The organism is Acinetobacter sp. YH12049, assembly GCF_013419875.1.
Classification (GTDB): domain Bacteria; phylum Pseudomonadota; class Gammaproteobacteria; order Pseudomonadales; family Moraxellaceae; genus Acinetobacter; species Acinetobacter amyesii.
The window spans coordinates 20,684-42,195 of sequence record NZ_VOZH01000017.1; the positions used below are offsets into that span (position 1 = coordinate 20,684).

At 39.1% G+C, this 21,512-nt stretch carries 18 protein-coding genes, 1 tRNA gene and 1 pseudogene; 13 read left to right on the plus strand and 7 right to left on the minus strand.

Going from position 1 to position 21,512, the window contains the following annotated elements; translation table 11 throughout:
- The first annotated feature begins 349 nt into the window (after positions 1–349).
- From FTU05_RS09180 to FTU05_RS09200, 5 genes and pseudogenes are all read left to right on the plus strand, one after another.
- Positions 350–1,258 carry a restriction endonuclease gene (locus FTU05_RS09180; protein ID WP_180165080.1) on the plus strand — a complete coding sequence of 303 codons (909 nt, stop codon included), beginning with the start codon at positions 350–352 and terminating at the stop codon, positions 1,256–1,258.
- Positions 1,255–4,509, plus strand: a complete 3,255-nt coding sequence (locus tag FTU05_RS09185) for a DEAD/DEAH box helicase family protein (RefSeq protein ID WP_180165082.1) — start codon at positions 1,255–1,257, stop codon at positions 4,507–4,509. The genes FTU05_RS09180 and FTU05_RS09185 overlap by 4 nt, the downstream gene beginning before the upstream one ends.
- A complete protein-coding gene (locus tag FTU05_RS09190; protein ID WP_180165084.1) occupies positions 4,509–5,591 on the plus strand; it encodes an Eco57I restriction-modification methylase domain-containing protein in 1,083 nt (360 codons plus the stop codon). The genes FTU05_RS09185 and FTU05_RS09190 overlap by 1 nt, the downstream gene beginning before the upstream one ends.
- A 270-nt stretch (positions 5,592–5,861) precedes the next feature.
- Positions 5,862–6,818 (plus strand): hypothetical protein, encoded by a 957-nt coding sequence (locus FTU05_RS09195; RefSeq protein ID WP_180165086.1) that lies wholly within the window; start codon positions 5,862–5,864, stop codon positions 6,816–6,818.
- A 155-nt stretch (positions 6,819–6,973) separates the two neighbouring features.
- Positions 6,974–7,303 (plus strand): annotated as a pseudogene (locus FTU05_RS09200) (Fic family protein); the annotation flags it as partial.
- A 25-nt stretch (positions 7,304–7,328) separates the two neighbouring features.
- On the opposite strand, the gene FTU05_RS09205 reads toward FTU05_RS09200, so the two are convergent.
- Together FTU05_RS09205 and FTU05_RS09210 are read right to left on the minus strand one after the other, a co-directional pair.
- Positions 7,329–8,525, minus strand: coding sequence for an integrase arm-type DNA-binding domain-containing protein (locus tag FTU05_RS09205; RefSeq protein ID WP_058644667.1), 1,197 nt, complete (start codon positions 8,523–8,525; stop codon positions 7,329–7,331).
- Between the two features lie 183 nt (positions 8,526–8,708).
- Positions 8,709–8,799 (minus strand) — tRNA-Ser (locus FTU05_RS09210).
- Positions 8,800–8,921: 122 nt separating this feature from the next.
- Between FTU05_RS09210 and FTU05_RS09215 the strand changes: the two genes are divergently transcribed.
- Positions 8,922–10,802, plus strand: a complete 1,881-nt coding sequence (locus FTU05_RS09215; protein ID WP_078193161.1) for a potassium transporter Kup — start codon at positions 8,922–8,924, stop codon at positions 10,800–10,802.
- Positions 10,803–11,005: 203 nt separating this feature from the next.
- Here the strand turns inward: FTU05_RS09215 and FTU05_RS09220 are convergent, their stop codons facing one another.
- On the minus strand, positions 11,006–11,674 hold the full coding sequence (locus FTU05_RS09220) for a hypothetical protein (RefSeq protein WP_180134823.1): 669 nt from the start codon (positions 11,672–11,674) through the stop codon (positions 11,006–11,008).
- 264 nt (positions 11,675–11,938) lie between these two features.
- Between FTU05_RS09220 and FTU05_RS09225 the strand changes: the two genes are divergently transcribed.
- Together FTU05_RS09225 and FTU05_RS09230 are read left to right on the plus strand one after the other, a co-directional pair.
- Positions 11,939–13,027, plus strand: coding sequence for a DNA/RNA non-specific endonuclease (locus tag FTU05_RS09225; protein ID WP_180134822.1), 1,089 nt, complete (start codon positions 11,939–11,941; stop codon positions 13,025–13,027).
- Between the two features lie 117 nt (positions 13,028–13,144).
- Entirely contained in the window at positions 13,145–13,393 is a 249-nt protein-coding gene (locus tag FTU05_RS09230) for a hypothetical protein (protein ID WP_180002780.1), read from the plus strand.
- Positions 13,394–13,490: 97 nt separating this feature from the next.
- Here the strand turns inward: FTU05_RS09230 and aqpZ are convergent, their stop codons facing one another.
- A complete protein-coding gene (gene aqpZ / locus FTU05_RS09235) occupies positions 13,491–14,177 on the minus strand; it encodes an aquaporin Z (protein ID WP_180002782.1) in 687 nt (228 codons plus the stop codon).
- A 165-nt stretch (positions 14,178–14,342) separates the two neighbouring features.
- Positions 14,343–15,353: an AraC family transcriptional regulator gene (locus FTU05_RS09240; protein WP_180054213.1), complete on the minus strand. Its 1,011-nt coding sequence runs from the start codon at positions 15,351–15,353 to the stop codon at positions 14,343–14,345.
- 111 nt (positions 15,354–15,464) lie between these two features.
- Here FTU05_RS09240 and FTU05_RS09245 point away from each other — a divergent pair, with 111 nt between their 5' ends.
- On the plus strand, positions 15,465–16,085 hold the full coding sequence (locus FTU05_RS09245; protein ID WP_180025920.1) for a hypothetical protein: 621 nt from the start codon (positions 15,465–15,467) through the stop codon (positions 16,083–16,085).
- 374 nt (positions 16,086–16,459) lie between these two features.
- Here FTU05_RS09245 and hisF read toward each other — a convergent pair whose 3' ends face one another.
- Positions 16,460–17,221 carry an imidazole glycerol phosphate synthase subunit HisF gene (hisF, locus tag FTU05_RS09250; RefSeq protein WP_373685289.1) on the minus strand — a complete coding sequence of 254 codons (762 nt, stop codon included), beginning with the start codon at positions 17,219–17,221 and terminating at the stop codon, positions 16,460–16,462.
- Between the two features lie 110 nt (positions 17,222–17,331).
- Here hisF and FTU05_RS09255 point away from each other — a divergent pair, with 110 nt between their 5' ends.
- The 3 genes from FTU05_RS09255 to FTU05_RS09265 are packed head-to-tail and all read left to right on the plus strand — an operon-like array spanning position 17,332 to position 19,368.
- Positions 17,332–18,282, plus strand: coding sequence for a homoserine kinase (locus FTU05_RS09255; protein ID WP_180009257.1), 951 nt, complete (start codon positions 17,332–17,334; stop codon positions 18,280–18,282).
- Positions 18,283–18,309: 27 nt separating this feature from the next.
- On the plus strand, positions 18,310–18,936 hold the full coding sequence (locus FTU05_RS09260) for a DUF1294 domain-containing protein (protein ID WP_180065226.1): 627 nt from the start codon (positions 18,310–18,312) through the stop codon (positions 18,934–18,936).
- 39 nt (positions 18,937–18,975) lie between these two features.
- Positions 18,976–19,368, plus strand: a complete 393-nt coding sequence (locus FTU05_RS09265) for a hypothetical protein (protein WP_168378990.1) — start codon at positions 18,976–18,978, stop codon at positions 19,366–19,368.
- A gap of 347 nt (positions 19,369–19,715) precedes the next feature.
- On the opposite strand, the gene FTU05_RS09270 is transcribed toward FTU05_RS09265, so the two are convergent.
- Positions 19,716–20,075 carry a helix-turn-helix domain-containing protein gene (locus FTU05_RS09270; RefSeq protein ID WP_180050672.1) on the minus strand — a complete coding sequence of 120 codons (360 nt, stop codon included), beginning with the start codon at positions 20,073–20,075 and terminating at the stop codon, positions 19,716–19,718.
- A gap of 96 nt (positions 20,076–20,171) precedes the next feature.
- Between FTU05_RS09270 and FTU05_RS09275 the strand changes: the two genes are divergently transcribed.
- Positions 20,172–21,503, plus strand: a complete 1,332-nt coding sequence (locus FTU05_RS09275; protein ID WP_168378992.1) for an APC family permease — start codon at positions 20,172–20,174, stop codon at positions 21,501–21,503.
- Positions 21,504–21,512: the final 9 nt, after the last annotated feature.

The window sequence follows — 21,512 nt, forward strand, 5'->3', positions numbered from 1 at the left end:
TTAAATTAGCTTGAATCTAGTTTAATCTTGTATTGCAAGGCATTTGGTTAACCTAGGAAAGGGATTTGCTAGTGAAATTTCAGGATCATCAATAAGAAATTAGATAGTTATCAGAGTTCTTATTTGATTTGAGGTCAGTATAATTTTAAAACAGCGAACCATGAATTTTAAGATCGGTGATCATTTGGTTTATGGTAGTATAGTGGGAAGTACAGAGATTGCTGAGCAGCTCATATTTTATACAACATTGTGTGCTGGAACAATTTGTTTAGATTGCTTTTCGCATTGTTTAAAAGTGTGATGCGATTCAATATTTTTTAAGTTGATATACCCCATTTGATCCATGTCCATGCAAAAGTTACGTCTAGTTAATAATAATTATGAGCTGATCGCTGATATTTCTGAAAATGAAATGAGCTACCAGCTCCCTGATATTCTTGATATCCTTTTAAGGGATAGAACAACATCAACTGCTAGGTCCAAAAAAAATATCATTTGGGCTAATGAAAATTATAATAACTATGGCCCAAATTATGGGATTTCTGCAGAAATTAAACCAGAACTCATCACAGGTAAAATGGGGCATTTAATTATGCCACGTGCCCTGAAGACACGTGAAATTCAAAAGTTACGTACAAAATCAAAAGCAGAAGTGTTTACACCATTGAGGATAGTTAAGAAACAAATTGATGTAATTGAACAAAACTATATAGATGATGATCTAGAAACATATATGAAGCGTAAATGGCTAGAAATCACTTGTGGAGAAGCCCCATATATGACAACACGTTATGATATGGAAACAGGAGAAATCATCCCTATCTCTGAGCGTGTTGGTTTTGTTGATCGCAAATTGCAACGTATCAATAATGAAGTTGATGATAAGGCAGAATGGCAAAGATTGGTTGAAGAGGCTTACAAAGCAAGTTATGGCTTCGAATGGAATGGCGATTCACTTTTATTAGCACGTGAAAATTTACTTTACACTTATCACGATTATTATCTTTTAAAATGGAAAAGTGATCCAACGCATGGATTATTAAAAAATATTGCAGAAATAATTAGTTATAATATATTTCAGATGGATGGTCTAAAATATATAATTCCTTTGTCAGAGAAATTAGAGGAAGTTCAACAGTTAAATCTCCTAGCTGAAGGAGATCAAAAAGAAGAAAGGATTGTGCATCCAGGTAAACGTGTGAAGATTATGAATTGGGATACACAAAAGATGGAATATTTTGATAAGGGGTTAAAATGAAATCAGATCAGTTAGTTGAAATTAAAACAACAAAAACAGTTTATCCTCAAATTTATGCTTATATCACTCCTAATTACCATAAAAATGATGGTTGGATAAAAATTGGTTATACAGAAAAACAAAATGTAGAAGATCGTATAAAACAGCAAACCCACACAGCTAGTCTAGATTATAAAATTTTATGGAGTGAGGCGGCAAAATTTAATATCTCAGATGAATGGTTTAAAGATAAGCAATTTCATGCTTATTTACGTACATTTAAAAAGATTGAGCAGCGTGAGTCTACTGAGTGGTTTTTTTATAATGGTTCACCTGAAAAAGCACAGAAGGATTTTAACGACTTTAAAAATGGAAAATATGATCAAAGCAATCAAAAATTAACGTATCAATTGCGAGCAGAGCAACAAGCAGCAGTTGAGCAAACCCTTACTTATGCTAAAAATAATCTTCAAGGAGCCTTTCTTTGGAATGCGAAACCTCGTTTTGGTAAGACATTAACCACTTATGATTTTGTGCGTCAATACGATGCTAAAAAAGTATTGATCGTTACGAATCGCCCTACAATTGCGAATTCATGGTTTGATGACTTTGAAGCCTTTATTGAATGGCAAACTGATTTTGCTTTTGTATCAACAAGTGAGTCTTTAAAAGATAGACCTGTGTTGACACGTGAAGAGTTCCTTGCACAAACAGGCAGTGGTAAGAAGCGAATGATTGCTTTCATTTCTTTACAAGATTTAAAGGGGGCGATCTCATTTGGCGGAAGTTACAATAAATTATCATGGGTAAAAGATTACGAATGGGATGTATTAGTTATTGATGAATCACATGAAGGTGTAGATACATTTAAAACGGATATTGCATTTGACAATATCAATCGAAATTTTACATTACATCTTTCAGGTACCCCATTTAAAGCAGTTGCTTCGGGTAAATTTACTGAGGAAGAGATTTATAACTGGACATATAGTGACGAACAGCAAGCTAAGGCTCAGTGGGATAATCCTGAAGAAAATAATCCATATGAGAAATTACCGCGTTTAAATTTGTTCTCGTACCAAATGGGTCAGATGATTAGTGATACAGTCAATAAAGGTGCTGATATCGATGGTCAGAATATAGATTTTGCATTTGATCTTAATGAATTCTTTGAAACAGATGAAAAGGAAAAATTTGTTCATGAGGCTGATGTGAATAAATGGTTAGACTCACTTACTCGCAATGAAAAGTATCCATTTTCAACTAAAGCATTAAGAGATGAATTAAAACATACGTTTTGGTTATTAGATCGAGTTGCAAGTGCTAAAGCTTTACAAAAATTACTTAAGCAGCACCCTGTCTTTGAGAACTACAAAATTATATTGGCTGCTGGTGATGGACGTAATGATGAAGATGACCAAATCATCAATCAAAACTCACTTGACCGTGTACGTGAGGCAATTAAGACTAAAGATAAAACGATTACCTTATCTGTTGGGCAACTAACCACAGGTGTAACTGTTCCAGAATGGACGGCTCTGCTTATGTTATCCAATATAAAATCACCTAGTTTATATATGCAAGCTGCATTTCGGGCACAAAATCCATGGACATATACAGTAGATGGAGAAGTAAGACAAAAAGAAAATGCCTATGTTTTTGATTTTGCACCTGAACGTACTTTAATTATTTACGATGAGTTTGCAAACAATTTATCGAATCAAACCACGAACGGTGGTGGTACAAGTGATGATCGTAAGAATAATATCCGAATTTTACTAAACTTTTTCCCGGTTATTGCAGAAGATCATGATGGGAAAATGGTTGAGCTAGATGTTGAGCAAGTTTTAACAATACCTAAGACGCTGAAAGCACAAGAAGTCGTTAAACGTGGCTTTATGTCTAATCTCTTATTCCAAAATGTATCAGGTATTTTTGCTTCGCATGAAGTACGTGAAATTTTGGAGCAGCTTAATCCTGTTGATACAGGTAAGGTTATGCCACGTCAAACTAGTAAACCAATTAATACACAAGATGTTGAAATAGATGAAGAGGGTGATGTTGTTGTCGCACAGGAAATTGTAATTGCAAAAACGGAAGCACATTTTGGTGCTAAAGTTTATGCTGACGTTACTGCAAGTGTTGAAAATATCACTCATACGTCGAGTTCGCATTTAGCTAGCGCAGTTGCAAATGCATTTAAAAATAATGCACAAGATTGTGTCAAAGAACTTGCCAAAGAACAGGGATTATCTAAAAAAGTTGCTGAAGCAGTGGTTCAACAATCAGCCAATGTTATTGCTCGTGAAGTCGAAGTTGTACAAAAACATGCAGAGATTAAGCTCAAAGAAGCTGAGGTGGAGTACAAAAAAATAGTGTCTCAATCTAAAAATAATTTTGTGGAAGTCGAAGCTGCGAAAGCTGAATATGAGGAGAAAAAGCAACAAATTGAAGAAACATTTAAACAAGAGATTCAAGAAACTGTTGCAACGAAGACACAGGAATTAGCTCAACAAACGACAAAGACGATTCTTGAAAAAGCACAAGAGAAAAAGAAAAATCATGTTGAAGATGATGTTCGTGCTCGTTTACGTGGATTTTCCCGAACGATTCCTTCATTCTTAATGGCATATGGAGAAGAGAGCACAACCTTAGAAAGCTTTGATAGCACTATCCAAGACAAGGTGTTTAAAGAAGTGACAGGAATTACCTTAGAGCAATTTAGAGCACTAAGAGATACTCATAAGTTCTTTGATGCAATGGTGTTTAATCAGTCTGTACAAGAGTTTTTGAAAAAACGTCGTGAACTCGCAAATTATTTTGATGAAACTCAAACAGAAGATATTTTTGACTACATTCCACCACAGAAAAACAACCAAATTTTCACACCTAAAAAGGTGGTAAAAATGATGGTAGATCAATTACAAGCAGAATCTCCAAACTTGTTTACATGCCCAGATAAGACATTTGCTGATTTATATGTAAAATCAGGTTTATATCTGACAGAAATTGTAAAACGTTTGTATGTAGGTTTGGAGGATAAGATTCTAGATCCAGAGAAACGTTTAAAGCATATACTAGAAAACCAAATTTATGGTTTTGCCCCAACTGAGATTATTTATCGTATTGCTCGTAACTTTATCTTCGGTTTTGATGAGCAGGCTAAAAACATTAATGATTCACATATTGTTTGTTTAGATACAACGCCTTTTGCAAAAGGTGAAGGAGATTTTGCAGCTAAATGTGATGAATTGTTTGGAGAGAGAAAATAATGAAATTTGATGTTGTTGTAGGAAATCCTCCATATCAAGCATTATCATCTGTTAATAATAAACAAGATGCTGTTTATAATTACTTTTATGATTTAGCTGAAAAAGTAAGCTCAAAATATTGTTTAATTTCACCAGCTCGTTTTTTATTTAATGCTGGTTTAACAGCAAAAGAGTGGAATCAGAAAATGCTTTCTGATGCACATGTTAAAATTGTATATTACGAACAAGATTCAGCTAAAGTTTTCCCTAGCACTGATATTAAAGGTGGTGTTGTAGTTCTTTATAGAGATGTAGATTGTGCATTTGGAGCCATAAATCATTTTATTCCTAATGAAAATTTAAGGAAATTAGCTTCTAAAATGGAATCTAATCCGGAAAAAAATTTACCGTCAGTTATGTTTGGTGGTCGTTCAGATTTAAAATTTAATGAATTATTTCTTAAAGATTATCCAGATTCACCTAAAAGACGTCTTCTACAGATACAGCGTAAACATCCTGAAGTATTGGTTCTCGGACCCAATGAAGAATATGAATTAAAGTCATCAACTTTTGACTCTTTAGATTATGTTTTTCTAGAGAAGGAGCCTGCTCATTCAAGTAATTACTGGAAGATATTAGGTCTATATAAAGGGGAAAGGACTTATCGTTGGATTCCGAAAAAATATATGACAGCTCGATATCCATTAAAAAATAATTTAGACAAGTTTAAAGTTTTTGTACCTAAAGCAAATGGAAGTGGTTCGATAGGTGAGATATTAAGTACTCCTTTAGTAGGGAGACCATCTGAATCAGCAACTCCCACATTTATTTCTATTGGGGCATTAGATACAGAAATTGAAGCCATTAACTTAGTTAGGTATTTAAAATCTAAATTTTTGCGAGTTCTACTTAGCATATTAAAGATTACCCAAGATAATCCGCCGTTAAAATGGGCACATATTCCTTTGCAGGATTTTACTGGAAATTCAGATATTGACTGGAACAAACCTATACCTGAAATTGATCAACAGCTCTATGCTAAATATGGTTTAACACAAGATGAAATTAATTTTATTGAGACAAATGTCAAGCCAATGCAATAATAAACTTCAAAGTAGATTAATTTTTTAATACCTTTTGCCTAAATGGGGAGTATGGTATTCGGAACAAGTTTTTTAATGAAACAAGTTGCCAAAATCTCGCATAGTTATTTTTAGTATGATGTGGCTTTGTTGCATAAATATTCAAAAGCTGAGTTTTCCCGTAAGCATCCGCTGAGCCCCCATTAAGGCTGAATGACCATTAAAGCGTATTTGGATTATCTCAAATGCTGAAGGTTAAGCTACTTAGGGTTTAATTTAAAAAGTAAGATTATGAAACATATAGATAAAAATAAAGATATAGCAGATTATACGCTCATTCAAGAGAATATAGTCTTGAAGCTAGATACCAAAGCAAAAGAACTGTTAGGATATTTCTTTGATGCTCTAAATTATATATATTCCGAAGTTAAAAAAAGTAGTAATATTCAAAATATTAACTTTTACTTACTAAGTTTAAAACCTAAAATTGATTGCATTATAGGAACAAAAAATAAAGAAGTAGTTTATCAGTTACTCAATACTGCTATAGGACAATGGTTTAAAGAAGATATCGGTTCTGCTTACTTAAAAATTGATAAACCTAGTAAGGTTTTGAAGAATAATAAGATATCTTTACCGCTACCACATTGTTCAAATGTCGACTTTATCAGCCCTGATATTTATAAAAAGCACTTGGATTCCTACTATGATCCGTATATCTATATATTAAAAATTAAAAATATTTTTATAGCACAAATTAATTTTTATCGCGTCCCAATACGTAAAAAGAAGTTTTATGTGTTAAAAAATAAAGAGGCTATACAAGTTGCGGGTAATTATGAACTCATTAATTCCTCGAAACTGAAAAAGAAAGCATATGCTGACTTAGCAAGCCATGAAGATAGCAAAAAAATGAATTACAGTCATAATTTATCTAAGATGGAGCAAGGTTCTGTTATTACCCTGGCAAATAAAGGTAGTGATGAATCAATTAATTATGAAGCATGGAAACAATATTTTGAACGCTTTAAGAGTACTAACAACATTGATATTGAAATAGCTTCAGAAATTCTAGAGGCTTTTAAGGAAATCGATTCAAACCGCAATGAGAGTAATCGAAAGTATTTACAAGAATATTATGAGAAAGGGAAGCTAGGAAAATTTGGGTTACCACAGGCAAAATGGAGACATGGTACATATGGGATTAGCTCAAAAGAGCCAGATTTTTTTAGTAAGATAAAAGATTAGACTGCTATCTAAAATTGAAAATAGTTTGATTCAGATGAATTGATAAAATTTATTGATTAGGTGAACTAATGAAGGAGAAACTACTGTCTAAGTAGAATGAGAATCAGTGTTCAATACTACGTACCACAGGGTGTTAATTCAGATAAAAATATGTAACTGATTCAGCTCCGTTTATAGAATTCATCTTACAGATGATTTTAGATGCTATTCTTAGTTCAACTTATACCTCTCAAGATAGCGGCCATGTTACCGCTCAAGTTAACGTACATGCTTATCAAGAAATGAGTGATCATGTACAGCGTTTAATTTCTTTATTGGGGCAATGCGATTATACCTTAGCTGAGTTAATGCAATTGGTCGGATTAACTCATCGAGCAACGTTCCAAAAGAATTACTTGAATCCTGCCATAGAAGCTGGCTTGATTGAGCGTACTATTCCAGATAAGCCGAAAAGTCCGAAGCAAAGGTATCGCTTGAGAAAATAAGTTTTATGCATCCTAAGCACTGAAATTAAGCTCTTCTATTCTTAGGAAAAGGTACAATTTTATCCCTCAAGCTATCAATAAAATCAGACCATTCCTGCATCATCTTGGTTCGATACTCTAAATGTTGTGCATGATTGTATGCTTGAGAAACAGCATTACCAACGGTGTGAGCTAGTTGAATTTCAATCGCATCATGCATATAACCTTGCTCATGTAGAGTTGTAGAGGCAAGCCCACGAAATCCATGTCCTGTCATTTTACCTGTATAACCCATCGTACGAATGGCACTTAAAAGGGCATTGTTACTTAAGGGCTTTGCAGTACTGTGATTATAAAAAACAAATTGTTTATTACCTGTAAGGGGTTTTAGATCTTCGATGAGTACAATAGCTTGTCGAGATAAAGGAACAATATGGGGTAGAGCCATTTTCATTTTATAAGCTGGGATGCGCCATAACTTATTTTCAAAATCAATTTCATCCCATTCCATGTTTATGAGCTCAGCTGTCCTCACAAAAGTTAAAGTCATAAACTGTAATGCTGTCTTAACTAAGATATTGCCGTGATAGTGATCCATTCGTTCTAAGAAAGGCGGAAATTCAGAAATATCTAAGCGAGCCATATGTTTTACTTTACGGGGCTTTAGTGCTTCCTGAAGATGAGGAGTCGGGTCATTCTCGATCAGACCTTTACGTATTGCAAAACGGAAAATACGTCCTGCTAAAGGTATAGAGCGTTTCGCCATCTCTTGTGCACCGCGAGCTTCAATCTGTTTAGCACAAGCAAGGATATCTTTACCCTTAATCTGATCAATAGGCATATGCCCTAATGCTGGGAAAAGATCCTTTTCAAAAACAGATAAGTCTCGTAAATATGTCCCTTCTTTAATAACAGGCTTTCGATCTTCCATCCATTCCATAGCGAGGGATTTGAAAAGAGTACTTTCATCAGTTTGTTGTAAGCGCTCATTCTTTATGGCATTCGGATCAATACCATTGTAAAGCTGAATACGTGCTTCATCACGTGCACGGCGAGCTTGAGCAAGTGTGATTTCTGGATAGCTGCCAATAGTTAAAGTGCTTTCACGGCCATTAAACCGATATTTTAAACGCCAGAACTTTCCACCAGATGGAGTGACCTCAAGATATAATCCTTTTTCGTCTGAGTATCGCTTTTTTTTATCAAGGGCTTTTATTTTTCTAACTTGAGCATCAGTAAGCATTTTTAATAGTATCCGTGCAAATTGGGGGACGAAAAATAACTTAAAAAAATTGTCCCCCAATTATCCCCCACGATATGGGGGATTGCAATGGATGTGCTAGGATTTTATAAAATAATAAAAAAGGCTTAAACCTATGTAGTTTAAGCCTTTCAGTACTCCGTTGGATACTACGGGAAGCTAATTTGGCGGTGAAAGAGGGATTCGAACCCTCGAAACGCTATAAACGTTTACACACTTTCCAGGCGTGCTCCTTCAGCCACTCGGACACTTCACCTTTTGCGCGGTGGATAATAGCGAAAAAAATATATTCTGCCAAGAGAAACAATTGAATTAGACAAAAACATCTTGAGCGGTGCTATGATTCGCAAAAATCCTGTCTAAATTGAAGACAATTATATGCAAAGTACTGCACAAAAAGCCGCATTGCCTGCCATCACCTTGGCAGCTTTGGGCGTAGTATTCGGAGACATTGGGACGAGCCCATTATATGCGCTGCGCCAATGTTTCCTCACAGCACACTTGGCGATTAGCGAAGCGTCTGTGCTGGGTATTCTGTCCCTGATTTTCTGGTGCATCATGCTGACGATTAGTTTTAAATACGTCAGCATCATCATGCGCGCAGATAACAATGGCGAGGGCGGTATTATGTCGCTGTTGGCCTTGAATCTACGAACCACACGAATTGCCGAAAACAAAAAAATCTACCTGATTGCCCTTGGCTTTATTGGGGCATCTTTGTTCTTTGGTGATGGGATCATTACCCCCGCAATCTCTGTGTTATCCGCGATTGAAGGCTTAAGTATTGCGACGCCGATGTTTAACCAATGGCTGCAACCCTTATCGATCGGTATTTTAGCGGGGCTATTTTTAGTGCAACGCCATGGCACAGGCACGATGGGTAAATTCTTTGGGCCTTTAACGCTCATGTGGTTTTTATCCATTGGTGGTTTTGGACTATGGAGTATTTCGCAAACGCCATTTGTGTTGACCATGATCAGTCCACATTGGGCCTTCAATTTTGTGGTTCAGCAGCCTTATGTTGCATTTTTGACTATGGGTGCGGTTATCTTGACGATGACGGGTGGTGAGGCAATCTATGCCGATATGGGGCATTTTGGCCGACTCCCAATCCGCTTGGCATGGTTTATTGTGGTGATGCCGTGCTTGCTGTTGAACTATGCGGGTCAAGGTGCTTTGCTACTGCGTAATCCTGAAGCTTTAGCCAATCCATTCTATATGCTGATTCCTGAATGGGCATTGTATCCAATGATTGCTTTGGCAACTGCGGCCGCGGTGATTGCCTCTCAAGCGGTGATCACAGGGGTATTCTCCATGGTCAATCAGGCGATTCAATTGCGTTACTTGCCGCGTTTGACAGTGAAACATACCTCTGAAGTTGAACGTGGTCAGATTTATTTACCATTTATTAACTGGGCATTGTTTATCTCGGTGCTGATCTTGATCTTGCTGTTTGAAAACAGTGCGAATTTGGCCAGTGCGTACGGCGTAGCTGTGACCATGACCATGCTCTGCGGTACGATTTTGATCTCAGTTTTAGCTTATGGTTTATGGCGTTGGCCGGTTTGGAAAGTGGCGATTTTTGCAGTTCCATTTTTATTGATTGATTTGATTTTTGTTGCATCGACATCATTAAAAATCGCAGCGGGCGGTTGGGTTCCAATCCTGATTGGTGCGGTATTGTTTACGATTTTAATGACGTGGAAAGATGGACGGGCATTGGTGCTCAATCGGCTCGGTAAAGATGCTTTGCCTATTGACCTGTTTATTCGCAGTGTTAGCATGGGTAGTGAAACCAAGTTTGTTCCAGGTGATGCCGTATTCTTGACAGGAACGCCTGAGATCGTGCCTCATGCCATGTTGCATAATATTAAGCACAACAAAGTTCTGCATGAACGCAATATTATGGTTACGGTCAACACCCGAGATGTGCCATTTGTACCCGAAAATGAGCGGGTGATCACGGAAAAACTAGATGATCGATTCTATCGAATCACGATGTTTTATGGGTTTAAAGATCAGCCGAATATTCCTGCCGCTTTGGAGCATGCGTATCGTGAATTGGGATTTGAATTTGATTTAATGCAAATCAGTTTCTTTATTTCCAGAGACCGTATTATTCATACCTTGGGTGAAGGCATGGCACCTTGGCGAGAAAAGCTGTTTATCTCTATGCAGCGAAATACCAGTCCAGTCAGCGATTTTTATCAAATTCCAACCAACCGTGTGGTTGAGTTGGGCAGTCAGATTGAAATTTAAGACGTAGATTGAACTTTTAGGCATAGATTTAAAAGTTAGACACGAAAAAGCCAGATCAATTCTGGCTTTTTTTTTATCTGTAATAATTAAACTTTTTAGTCCAAAGACATAGAGATCATTCTGTTGCTTTTTCCTGGGAGGAGTATGCGAGCAAAACAACAGAATGAAGATGTTGCGTTATTTGATCCTTGAAAATACGCTGATTAGTTGATTGTCGCGTCTACATCTGCAGAGGCTTCAGGCGCAGCTTGGATGGCTTCGTCAGCAACAGGTGCTTCTGGGTTGGCTTGAATTGATGCATCTGCAGGATTTACACTTTGAGTCTCAGGTGCTGCCATAAAAGCATCTTGTTGTGCTTGAGGAGCTTCAGGCAATGCAGCCGATGCGCTATCGGCATTCACTGGCGCTTCTGCAGAAGAGGCAATGACGGGTGCAGCGTTGTTATCCGCTGATACGGCTTCAGGTGTATTGGCCACTGCTGTTTGTTCAGTTGGAACGGACTGCTCTGTAGGTGCAGCAGCTACACTTTGTTGTTCATTTGCGAGTGCATTTTCCGCTTCAGTCACGGCTTGTTCAGCATTTGCAGGGACTGCAGGGGCATTCGGATCGATTTGGTTTGCCTGAGCCTGTTCAGGGTTTAAGGGCTGTTCTGTTGCAGCGGCATTGACTTGTCCGGCAGGTGCTTCAAGCAATTGAACTTGACCACTTGATACCAAGTCCTGAATAGAACCGGGTTGACCATTCACAGTGGTCACAATTTTGACTTTAGACAAGCTTTCTAAAGTGTCACCGGGTTGAATCGGCGGCTCTGCAAATGCTGCTGCGCTCATTAAACCTGAAATTAAACCTAAACCTAAAATTTTAGAATGCATAGTCACTCCGTATATTTTTATCGCAATTTTTCGTATTTTTACCTTGTCATAATTCTTGAGGCGAATTCAATGAAACATACGCAACTGCTTCATGACTTCCTATAAAGACCTGCACAACTGCGACATAAAGTTACATCAACTGCTGCTTTGTTAAACAATATTTGTGTGATTGTTAAGCAAATTAAAAAAGAAAAGTGTACTAAAATTTTCACCCTTGCTAAGCTGCGGAAAAATAGTCCTTTTTAGAAGTCATTGTTGTAAGTCATGGTCAAAAAGAAACGCAATTCAGCAAATCCGCTTTCACAGTTATTTGGGCAAAATGGCATAAAAGTGCTTTTAGGTCTGGTGGCAACAGGGAGCTTTGCAATTGCTTTCGGGCAAGAAAAAATTCAACAACTTGTTTCCATGAGCAGCAGTTCAAATAGCGCTTGTTTGGACCAGTTTTACCGTGAAGTGCCGCCTTATTTGGTCCGTGAAAGCTTACATAAAAACAGTTTCCCCCTGTGTTTTAATGGCTTTAATGTCATGTATTCAGGGATATCCAAGACACCACTTTGGGTTGCAGAAGCATTAACCCCCGCACGGCTGAGTCAAAAAATTCCGCGTGAAGATAACTTTCATGAAGAGACTCGCGTGCCGTCTGAATATCGGGCTTTGCTGTCAGACTATAAATCTTCAGGCTATGACCGTGGACACATGGCACCCAATGCAGATATGCCCAATAAAGCGGCACAGTTAGACAGTTTTTCTTTGGCCAATATGGTGCCGCAAGCTCCAAAAAATAATCAGCAAGTGTGGCGCGAGTTAGAAGAAGCCACACGGGCGATGGTGACCAAACAAAAGCAAGATGTCTATGTGGTGACGGGGCCGGTGTACAGTGCGAAAAAATTAAAAACCATCGGGCAAGGGGTCATCGTGCCGACCGCGACTTATAAGGCGATCTATTTGCCGAAAAAAGGTGTTGCAGGCGTGTACTATGCGGACAATACCTTGCGTGATACGGCACCGACAGTCAAAGTCATGAGTATTTGTGCGCTAGAAGAACTGACTGGAATTAATTTCTTTCCAGAATTAACTGAAGACCAAAAGCGTAATACCTACCGTTTGCCACTCAAAGCCACCCAAGTAAAAGCAAATCAAGATATCGCTTATTTGCATTGGGATGCTGAAAGCCAGTGTGCTGCAGATGTCGCAGAAGACAAGATTTTAAGTTTGCAAAAAGAGTTTAAATCGAGTGGTGGTTCTGTGGGAGAGACATCCATGGCAAGCAGTGAAAATGACAACAATCAAGATGCCTTGGTCAAACAATTGATTGAAGAAATTCTGCAATATCTGCTACAGATTTTGAAATAATTGAGTAGATAATAGCGCTGAACTGCGAGCGATGAAGAGGATCATTGCTTGCAGTTGAAATCTTTTTCACGTATTTCTATTGCTGCATCACTACAACAAAAAAGAAGGATATCCATCATGTTCAAAGCATTTGAAAATGACACTGCGTCGCATGCAATTCATGACTTAACACTAGAAAATGGCCAAGATCGAATTAATATTTATGGCAATTTACAGGTGACGAAAGACCAAGCAGGTTTAGCTGCAGCGAAAGCTTTACAGGCATTTTTCAATGATGTGGTGACCACGCTTGAGGCAGAAACCAACTTAGCTGAAAAAATAGCGCAGGGCGGTGAAGAAAACGAAGTAGAAAATCCATTTCTTTAAAGCTGTGTCATCGGCCGTCGAAGGAAGCAAAGCTCAATTCGGGATGAATGAAAAAAAGCTCACAGATTGTGAGCTTTTTTATGGTGTCTTCTTCTATTTATTCGTCTTTTGCCATCAGTTTATAGATGACCGCACCAATCACCGCACCAATGATTGGGGCTACCCAAAATAGCCAAACTTGTGATAGCGCAGCAGTTTCAGCAAAGAATGCCACACCCATACTACGCGCTGGGTTGACCGAAGTATTAGTGACGGGAATGCTGATCAGATGGATCAATGTAAGCGCAAGACCGATCGCAATTGGGGCAAATCCAGCAGGGGCACGTTTATCCGTTGCTCCCATGATCACAATCAGGAAGCCAGCCGTCAGCACAATTTCAATGACTAACGCTGAGAGCATAGAGTATTTACCTGGAGATAATTCACCATAGCCATTGGTGGCAAAACCGCCGACTCCTGTAAATCCGGCCTGACCTTGTACAATGATGAATAGAATAAATGCGGCGAGGGTTGCACCCAGCAATTGAGAAATAATATAGGGTGCTAGTTCTTTCGCTTCAAAACGACCACCGGCCCACAAGCCGATACTCACGGCAGGGTTAAAATGTCCCCCTGAGATATGACCCAGCGCATAAGCAGCCGTTAACACCGTTAAACCGAAGGCCAGTGCCACGCCTGCGAAGCCAATGCCAAGTTCAGGAAAGGCCGCAGCCAAGACCGCACTACCACAACCACCAAAGACCAGCCAAAACGTACCGATCAGTTCTGCTAAATATTTATTCATTTAAAATTCCATTTGTTTTTGTCATTTGGAATAGATTTTCAATCTTTCACTCAGCATGAGTGCAATATAGTTGTGAAGTGTTGTTTTATTCATTTATTGAATATGCATAGCTTTAATGGATTTTGCTGAAAATCACAATATATAAAATGATAACTGCGTCACATTTTAACTTGCTGCTTCAATTTGCGATAAGCGCCATTGCTGTGGGGTTAAATTTCGCCATTGTTTAAAAGCACGTTGAAATGCACTCTGTTCTGAATAACCTAGCAGTAGCGCAATTTTTTGCAAACTTAAATGTGGGTCTCTTAAAAATTCTTCAGCCATCATACAGCGGACCTCCTGCATGCGTTGCTGATAGGTGCTGCCTTGTTGTTGTAAATGGCGTTGTAATTGTCGGACGGACAGATTCAGTTGCGTAGCGACATGTTCAATTTGGAACTGATTTTTTTGTAAACCCATTAAGATGGCTTGCTGTAAGCGTTGGTCGATTTGCGTGGTATTCGGCAGCTTTTCCAATAAAGACTGTGCCTGTTGCATTAACAGTTTTTGTAAGGTCTGATCGCCTTGGGAAAAGGGGCGAGACAGTTCTTGAATGGGAATAATAACCTTCGACTTTTCTTGGGAAAATCGAACTTTACAGCGAAAATATTGTTCATACTGAGCGACATTTTTCGGTGCAGGATTATGAAAATGCACTTCGTGTAAATTGATATCTTCAAAACGCATGAATAATTTTAGAAACTGCAGCATTAAGGCAATCGCAATTTCATCGGTCAATTGATTGGCCATATTCATGGGTAAATCATTCCAACCGATCGAGAAAAAATCATTTTGAATATCAATCAGCAATGGACTACCATCGAAGATTAAGCGATGAAAATCATGGTAGCGGAGCAGCGCTTCGCCTAAGTTTTCACAGGACAGGGCAATATACGCAATGATGCCAATATGTTTGGGTTGCACATGTTCTGCAATTTCTAAACCCAGCGCTGGCTTTTGGATCTTTTGATCCAAATCCATCAATAAATCACGCCAAACGGCATAATCAAAACGTTCTAAGTTTTGAACTTTATTCAGTTTTTCAGGAATAGCAATGCCTTGAGCTTGGTGATAAGCATAGAGCAAATGGCCCAGTCCTCCATAGACCGATCCTGTATAGTCCTTGAGTTGTTGCATATTTTTTTAATTCTAAATTTTGTCGTGTTTTGTCAATAATATTAAAAAAAACGGTCAATATCTAGCCCTCTTCATTACCTATAGTGGAGCTAAGAAAAGGAGATATTGGTCATGTTAAAAGGTTTTATTGCAGGGTTGGTCGTCGCCAATGCCTTTGAATGGGTCGCGCATAAATATGTTTTGCATGGGACACATCGGTCAGGCAAGCCACGTTTTAGTCCAGTACCGAAAAGCATGAAATCACATTGGGAACATCATCGTGAAGTTCGAAAAACAGATTTTCATGATCATGGCTATGTTGAAGGTGTACAGAACTGGCGCACGAAAAATGAAATATTGTCACTGGTGGCAGTTTCAGCGGTATTTGTCCCGCTGTTTTATCCCATTTCCAAAGGAATGAGTTTGTCTGTGCTGTATTGCGCAGGGAATTATTATTATATCCATCGTCGCGCACATCTTGAGCCAGAGTGGGCGATGAAAAAGATTCCATGGCACTATGACCACCATATGAACTCAAATCAGGATGCCAATTGGTGTGTGACTAAGCCGTGGTTTGATTATATTTTAGGGACTCGAGTGATCTCCTCGGCAAAATTACAGGAACAGAACCCATTGGGTGTGTTACTACCGACAGCGATTGCGAAACCATTGTCACACTGGGTCAATCGGGTATTTCCTGCAAAGTGGGTCGCTGAGCGTGAAAAGCCAGTTGCACTTCTTGAAACGGTCTAATGTGAAAGCGTTGTACGTTGTGACAACAAGCTTTTCTACCCAATTGAGTTGTCGCAATTTGTCAACAAATTATGAATCTACTGTCAATCAAATGCAGTGCAAATGCCCTATATTTAAATCATCAAAAGGCTTGTACACGACGAGTTGATTGATGAAGTTGCTATGTATATTTTTTCATTTGTTTTAAGTATCAGACCAAGTGCTGTAGTTTTTCTTGGTTTATAGGAGCCGACAAGGCTCCTTTTTTTATGTCTATAGTGGATGAATTAAATTGACGATTCGCTGCTACAACTCCATGGCGTTGCATCAAAAACACCAAAGCAAAAAAAGAGCGAATCATCGCTCTTTTTCAATCCTCATTGAAAACGAATCAATTAAAGACGCATTTCAATGCCTTTTTCTGCAAGATATTTTTTCGCTTCAGGAATGGTGTGTTGACCAAAGTGGAAAATAGAGGCTGCAAGCACCGCATCTGCGCCACCTTTTAAAATGCCATCGGCCAAATGTTGGAGATTACCGACACCACCAGAAGCAATGGTTGGAATGGTCACACGGTCATTGATGTTACGCATCAGTTCAAGGTCATAACCGGCTTTGGTTCCGTCAGCATCCATCGAGGTGATGAGTAATTCACCTGCACCGAAGTCCGCCATTTTTACTGCCCATTCGATGGCATCGATACCGGTTTCTTTACGACCACCGTGGGTGAAAATTTCCCATTTATTGTCGCCAGTTTTTTTTGCATCAATAGCAACCACAATACACTGTGCGCCAAAACGCTGAGAGGCTTCTTGTACAAATTCAGGGTTATAAATAGCCGCAGAGTTAATCGAAACTTTGTCCGCACCCGCATTTAATAACAGGCGGATATCTTCTACTTTACGCACGCCACCACCGACTGTTAATGGCACAAATACAGACTCAGCCATACGCTCTACCGTACGGTAAGTGGTATCACGACCATTTGAGGTTGCGGTAATGTCTAAGAAGGTAATTTCGTCCGCACCTTGTTCGTTATAACGGCGTGCAACTTCAACTGGATCGCCTGCATCACGAATATCAAGAAATTGAACACCTTTCACTACACGACCGTTGTCCACGTCGAGGCAAGGAATAATACGTTTAGCAAGCATAATTTTTTCCAAAAATAACAGCCGATTATGAAACTTCGCGACTTAGATGCTACACCTTAGTAGTCGGAGCGGTTATTCTATCAAAAATATGTAAGTTTTTTCGCAGGTTTTCTATGTCGGTTTATACCACTTTGACTTTAAAGGAAGTTCAGGATTTTGCAGCACCTTATGGACTGGAGGTGATTGACCTGATTCCGATTCAAGGCGGTATTCAAAATACCAACTATTTTATTGTTTGCGAAAATGGCACGCAGTATGTATTAACTGTTTTTGAAGAGATGGACGAGCAAGGTGCAGGGGAACTGGTCCCTGTACTTGAACATTTGGGGCAGGCTGGTCTAGCTGTGCCTGTACCGCTGAATCATTCGGGTAAAGCGATTCATAGCTTAAAGGATAAACCTGCACAGATTGCGCCACGCATGCAAGGTCAACATCCGATGCCTGCGAGCTTAGCGCAAGCAGAAGTGATTGCTGTTGCCCAAGCGAAAATGCATGTGGCTCTACAAGACTTCCCTTTGGAACGTGCAGAATATCGTGATCATGCTTATTGGTTACAAGTTTCACGCGATATTCGTCCAACATTAAATGAAGCAGATACCACGTTGCTCAACAATCTGTTGGGCTTATATGACATCTTAACGGCGATGTATCCAGACCGTCCTGCCGGTTTTATTCATTCTGATCTGTTCCGTGACAATACTCTATTTGAAGGCGATCAACTCAACGGTATTTTAGACTTTTATGAGTTAAATAAAGATGAACTTTTGTTTGATATTGCTATTACTTTAAATGACTTCTGTACTGAATATCCGGATGTGCATTTGAATGAAGACAAAGCCATTGCCTTTTTAAATGCATATGAAAGCGTGCGCCCATTAACCGCAGATGAAAAATCATGTCTAGAGTTATATTTGGCAATGGCGGCGGGTCGCTTCTGGATGATGCGTTTACAGGTGGCACAGAAAAATGCTGCAGAAGGCCGTACAGGGGATGATATTTTGCAGAAAAACCCTGCTGAAATGCGTAATATGCTGATTGAACGATTAAAATTCGTCACAGCATAAATTTTAAAAACAACGAGAGGGAAAAGCATGCGTGATCAAGGACGCTTAGTAGAATGGTTTGATGATAAGGGCTACGGCTTCATTCAACCGAACGATAGCACTAAAGATCGCGTATTTTTGCACATTAAAGACTTTTCCCGTCCCGGCCCACGACCAATCGTGGGCTGCGCGTTGGATTATGCTGTGATCTTAGACGAACGCGGACGCTTTCGTGCGCAGCAAGTGCATTATTTAAAAGCCTCACAAACTAAGGCTGCGCAAAGCCCCAATAAAAAAAATGTGGTGCAGATGCCGCGTCAGGCAGAGCCGATGCAAATCTTGTGCATCATTTATATTCTCGCCTTGGCGGGCTTATCTGTGGCGGGTTTGCTCAGTGGAATGGTGCTGCTTTTTGTAAGTATTATCAATGTCCTGACCTATTGGTTCTATGCGCAGGATAAAGAAGCTGCGCAAATGGGGAACCGACGCGTGCCAGAAAATACACTGCATCTTTTGTCTTTTTTAGGTGGGTGGCCGGCGGCATGGCTGGCTCAGCAACGTTTGCGGCATAAAACACAAAAACAACCGTTTCGAAAAATATATTTCTGTACCATAGCCTTTAACATATTACTGATTTTATGGTTAATTTCACCATTTAATATCCTGCATATCTAGGGTGGAACGATCCGCAAAATCATCATGACGGAGAGCGAAATGAATTATTCCATTGATAAAGATCCAAACCGCCTGCTCACGATTATTTTGTATATTCTTTATATTGTGGCGATTTTTTCTGCCGGCTTGCTTGCGGTCCTCGCGTTGATTATCAATTACGTCAAACGCAGTGATGTTCGCGGCACGATTTTTGAAAGCCATTTTACTTGGCAGATCCGTACGTTTTGGTGGTATCTCATTTGGAACATCATTGCTTTCGTGCCTTTTATTTTTCTGTTCTTTACCGGCAATAATGCCAATGCCTTTGCGGGTGTGGCACTGGGAGCGAGTACCTTCTGTGTCACGGTGATCGGACTGTCTTGGTTATGGATTGTGTACCGCGCGATTAAAGGTTTAATTCGTGTCAATGACAACAGACCGATGTATGAGTAAATACAGCAGCATAATGACAAGCGACCCATGGGTCGCTTTTATTTTTTTCGTTTGACCATTCGATAGGCGGCATCAAAAAATGCTCTTTTATAAAGCAATTGCACATAAAAGTGCTTAACTTTGGTTATTTAAGCAAAATTGACTATACATTTTTAAGAATTATAACTTACATTTTTAATAAAATAACTTTGCTTATTTAATTTTATTAATTTACATATTTATTTTTATTATTTTACATTCTTAATAATATAAATTTACGTTTTTACTAAAATAAATTTACATTAATGTATAGTTGTTTATTTAAATTATTTTCTGGATTTTTATTTAAAATTACACCAGTTTAGGTATTAGCTATAGAATCGACCACGGCGACGGCGCATACCTAAAACGTGTATTGCGCGTACCAATACCGCATACGAAACAGGATAGCTAAATCGCTGTTCAAATAATGGAACTAGATCACTAATATTTTTAAATTTTGTATTTTTTACAAATACTTGAAATTCATTCCAGTCGCGAATGTGGCTCGGTGCACCACGGTTTTTTGCGGCTTTTGGGAGCAAACTTCCGGTCTCTTCCTCCAGGCGAATCCAAGCATCCAAGGTGACTCGAGAGATGTTAAACTCTTTGCATACAGCCACTTTGTAGTCAGTTTTTTTATACATCTGAATGGCTGATTTTCTGGTTTCTAAATCATACTTTGGCATTTTTTGAATCATCATTAAAATAATGAATGAATATTATATGGCATGTTGATTGCAAAAGAACCTGTAACGCAAATAAATATAGTTCAGGTGACGTGCATGGAAACTTCAGCGTCTGTTTTAAAAAAAATGTCTTTATGGCAAGTGGTGATCATTGGTGTCGCATATATGACGCCAATGGTTGTATTTGATACCTTTGGCATTGTCTCAGGTATTACCGATGGCCGTGTACCACTGGCCTATATTTTGGCTTTATTTGCCATGCTCCTCACTGCATTTAGTTATGCGCGCTTTAGTAAACATTCGGATAAATCGGGTTCTGCTTATACTTACACGGCAGAATCCTGTGGGCCTCAAACTGGATTTTTTGTCGGTTGGTGTTCTTTACTGGATTACATCATGTTGCCTTTGGTTAATGCGCTGTTGGCAGGCATTTATTTAGAAGCGGTCATTCCAAGCGTACCGTATTGGGCGTGGGTGATTTTATTTACCAGCTTGGTCACTTTAATCAACTGCTTTCGTATCAATATATTGGCCAACTTAAGCATGATCTTTGTTTGCGCACCTATATTGCTGATGGGCTTTTTTATTTATTTGGTCATTCAAGGGGTAGGGAGTGAGCAAGGTTATGCGCATGTCTTGACGCTCACACCGCTATTCAATGGTGATACGTCAATTTTGCCACTCATCGCAGGGGCTTCAATCCTGTGCTTTAGCTTCTTAGGTTTTGATGCAGTGACCACCATGTCACATGAAACTAAAGATCCGAAACGTACTATTCCGCGTGCGGTTATCCTCACCACGCTTACGGGCGGTGTGATTTTTATTACGGCATCCTGGTTTGTGCAATTGTATTTTCCAACCAATGTCCGTTTTAACAATCCAGATGAAGCGCTGCCTGAGATCGTCCTGTACGTGGGCGGGGCGCTATTCCAATCGGTATTTTTATGCGCCCAAATTATGAATACATTTGCCTCAGGGCTTGCCACGCATGCCAGCGCATCACGCCTGATTCATATTATGGGACGAGATGGCATTTTCCATAAAAGCACATTCGGTCAAGTCCATAGCAAGTTGGGCACGCCTTTATATGCAGTCTTGTTGATTGGTTTGATTTCCTTGGCAGCCATTCGTTTAGATTTAGCCACCGTGGTCAGCATGATTAGCTTTGGTGCCCTCATTGCCTTTACAGCTGTGAACTTCTCCGTGTTTATGAAGTTTTATGTACGTGATGGTCAACGTCATGGTCTTAAAAATATCTTTCTCAACCTGATTTTACCACTGCTTTCAGTGGCTACGCTGATGTGCCTTTGGGTGAATTTAGAACACAACGCCTTGGTTTGCGGTGGCATTTGGTTGGCAGTAGGCGTTGTATTGTTCGCTTATAAAAAGTTAAGAAAACAAAACATTGTGATTGGTAGTGCGTATTAAGTGGCTGAA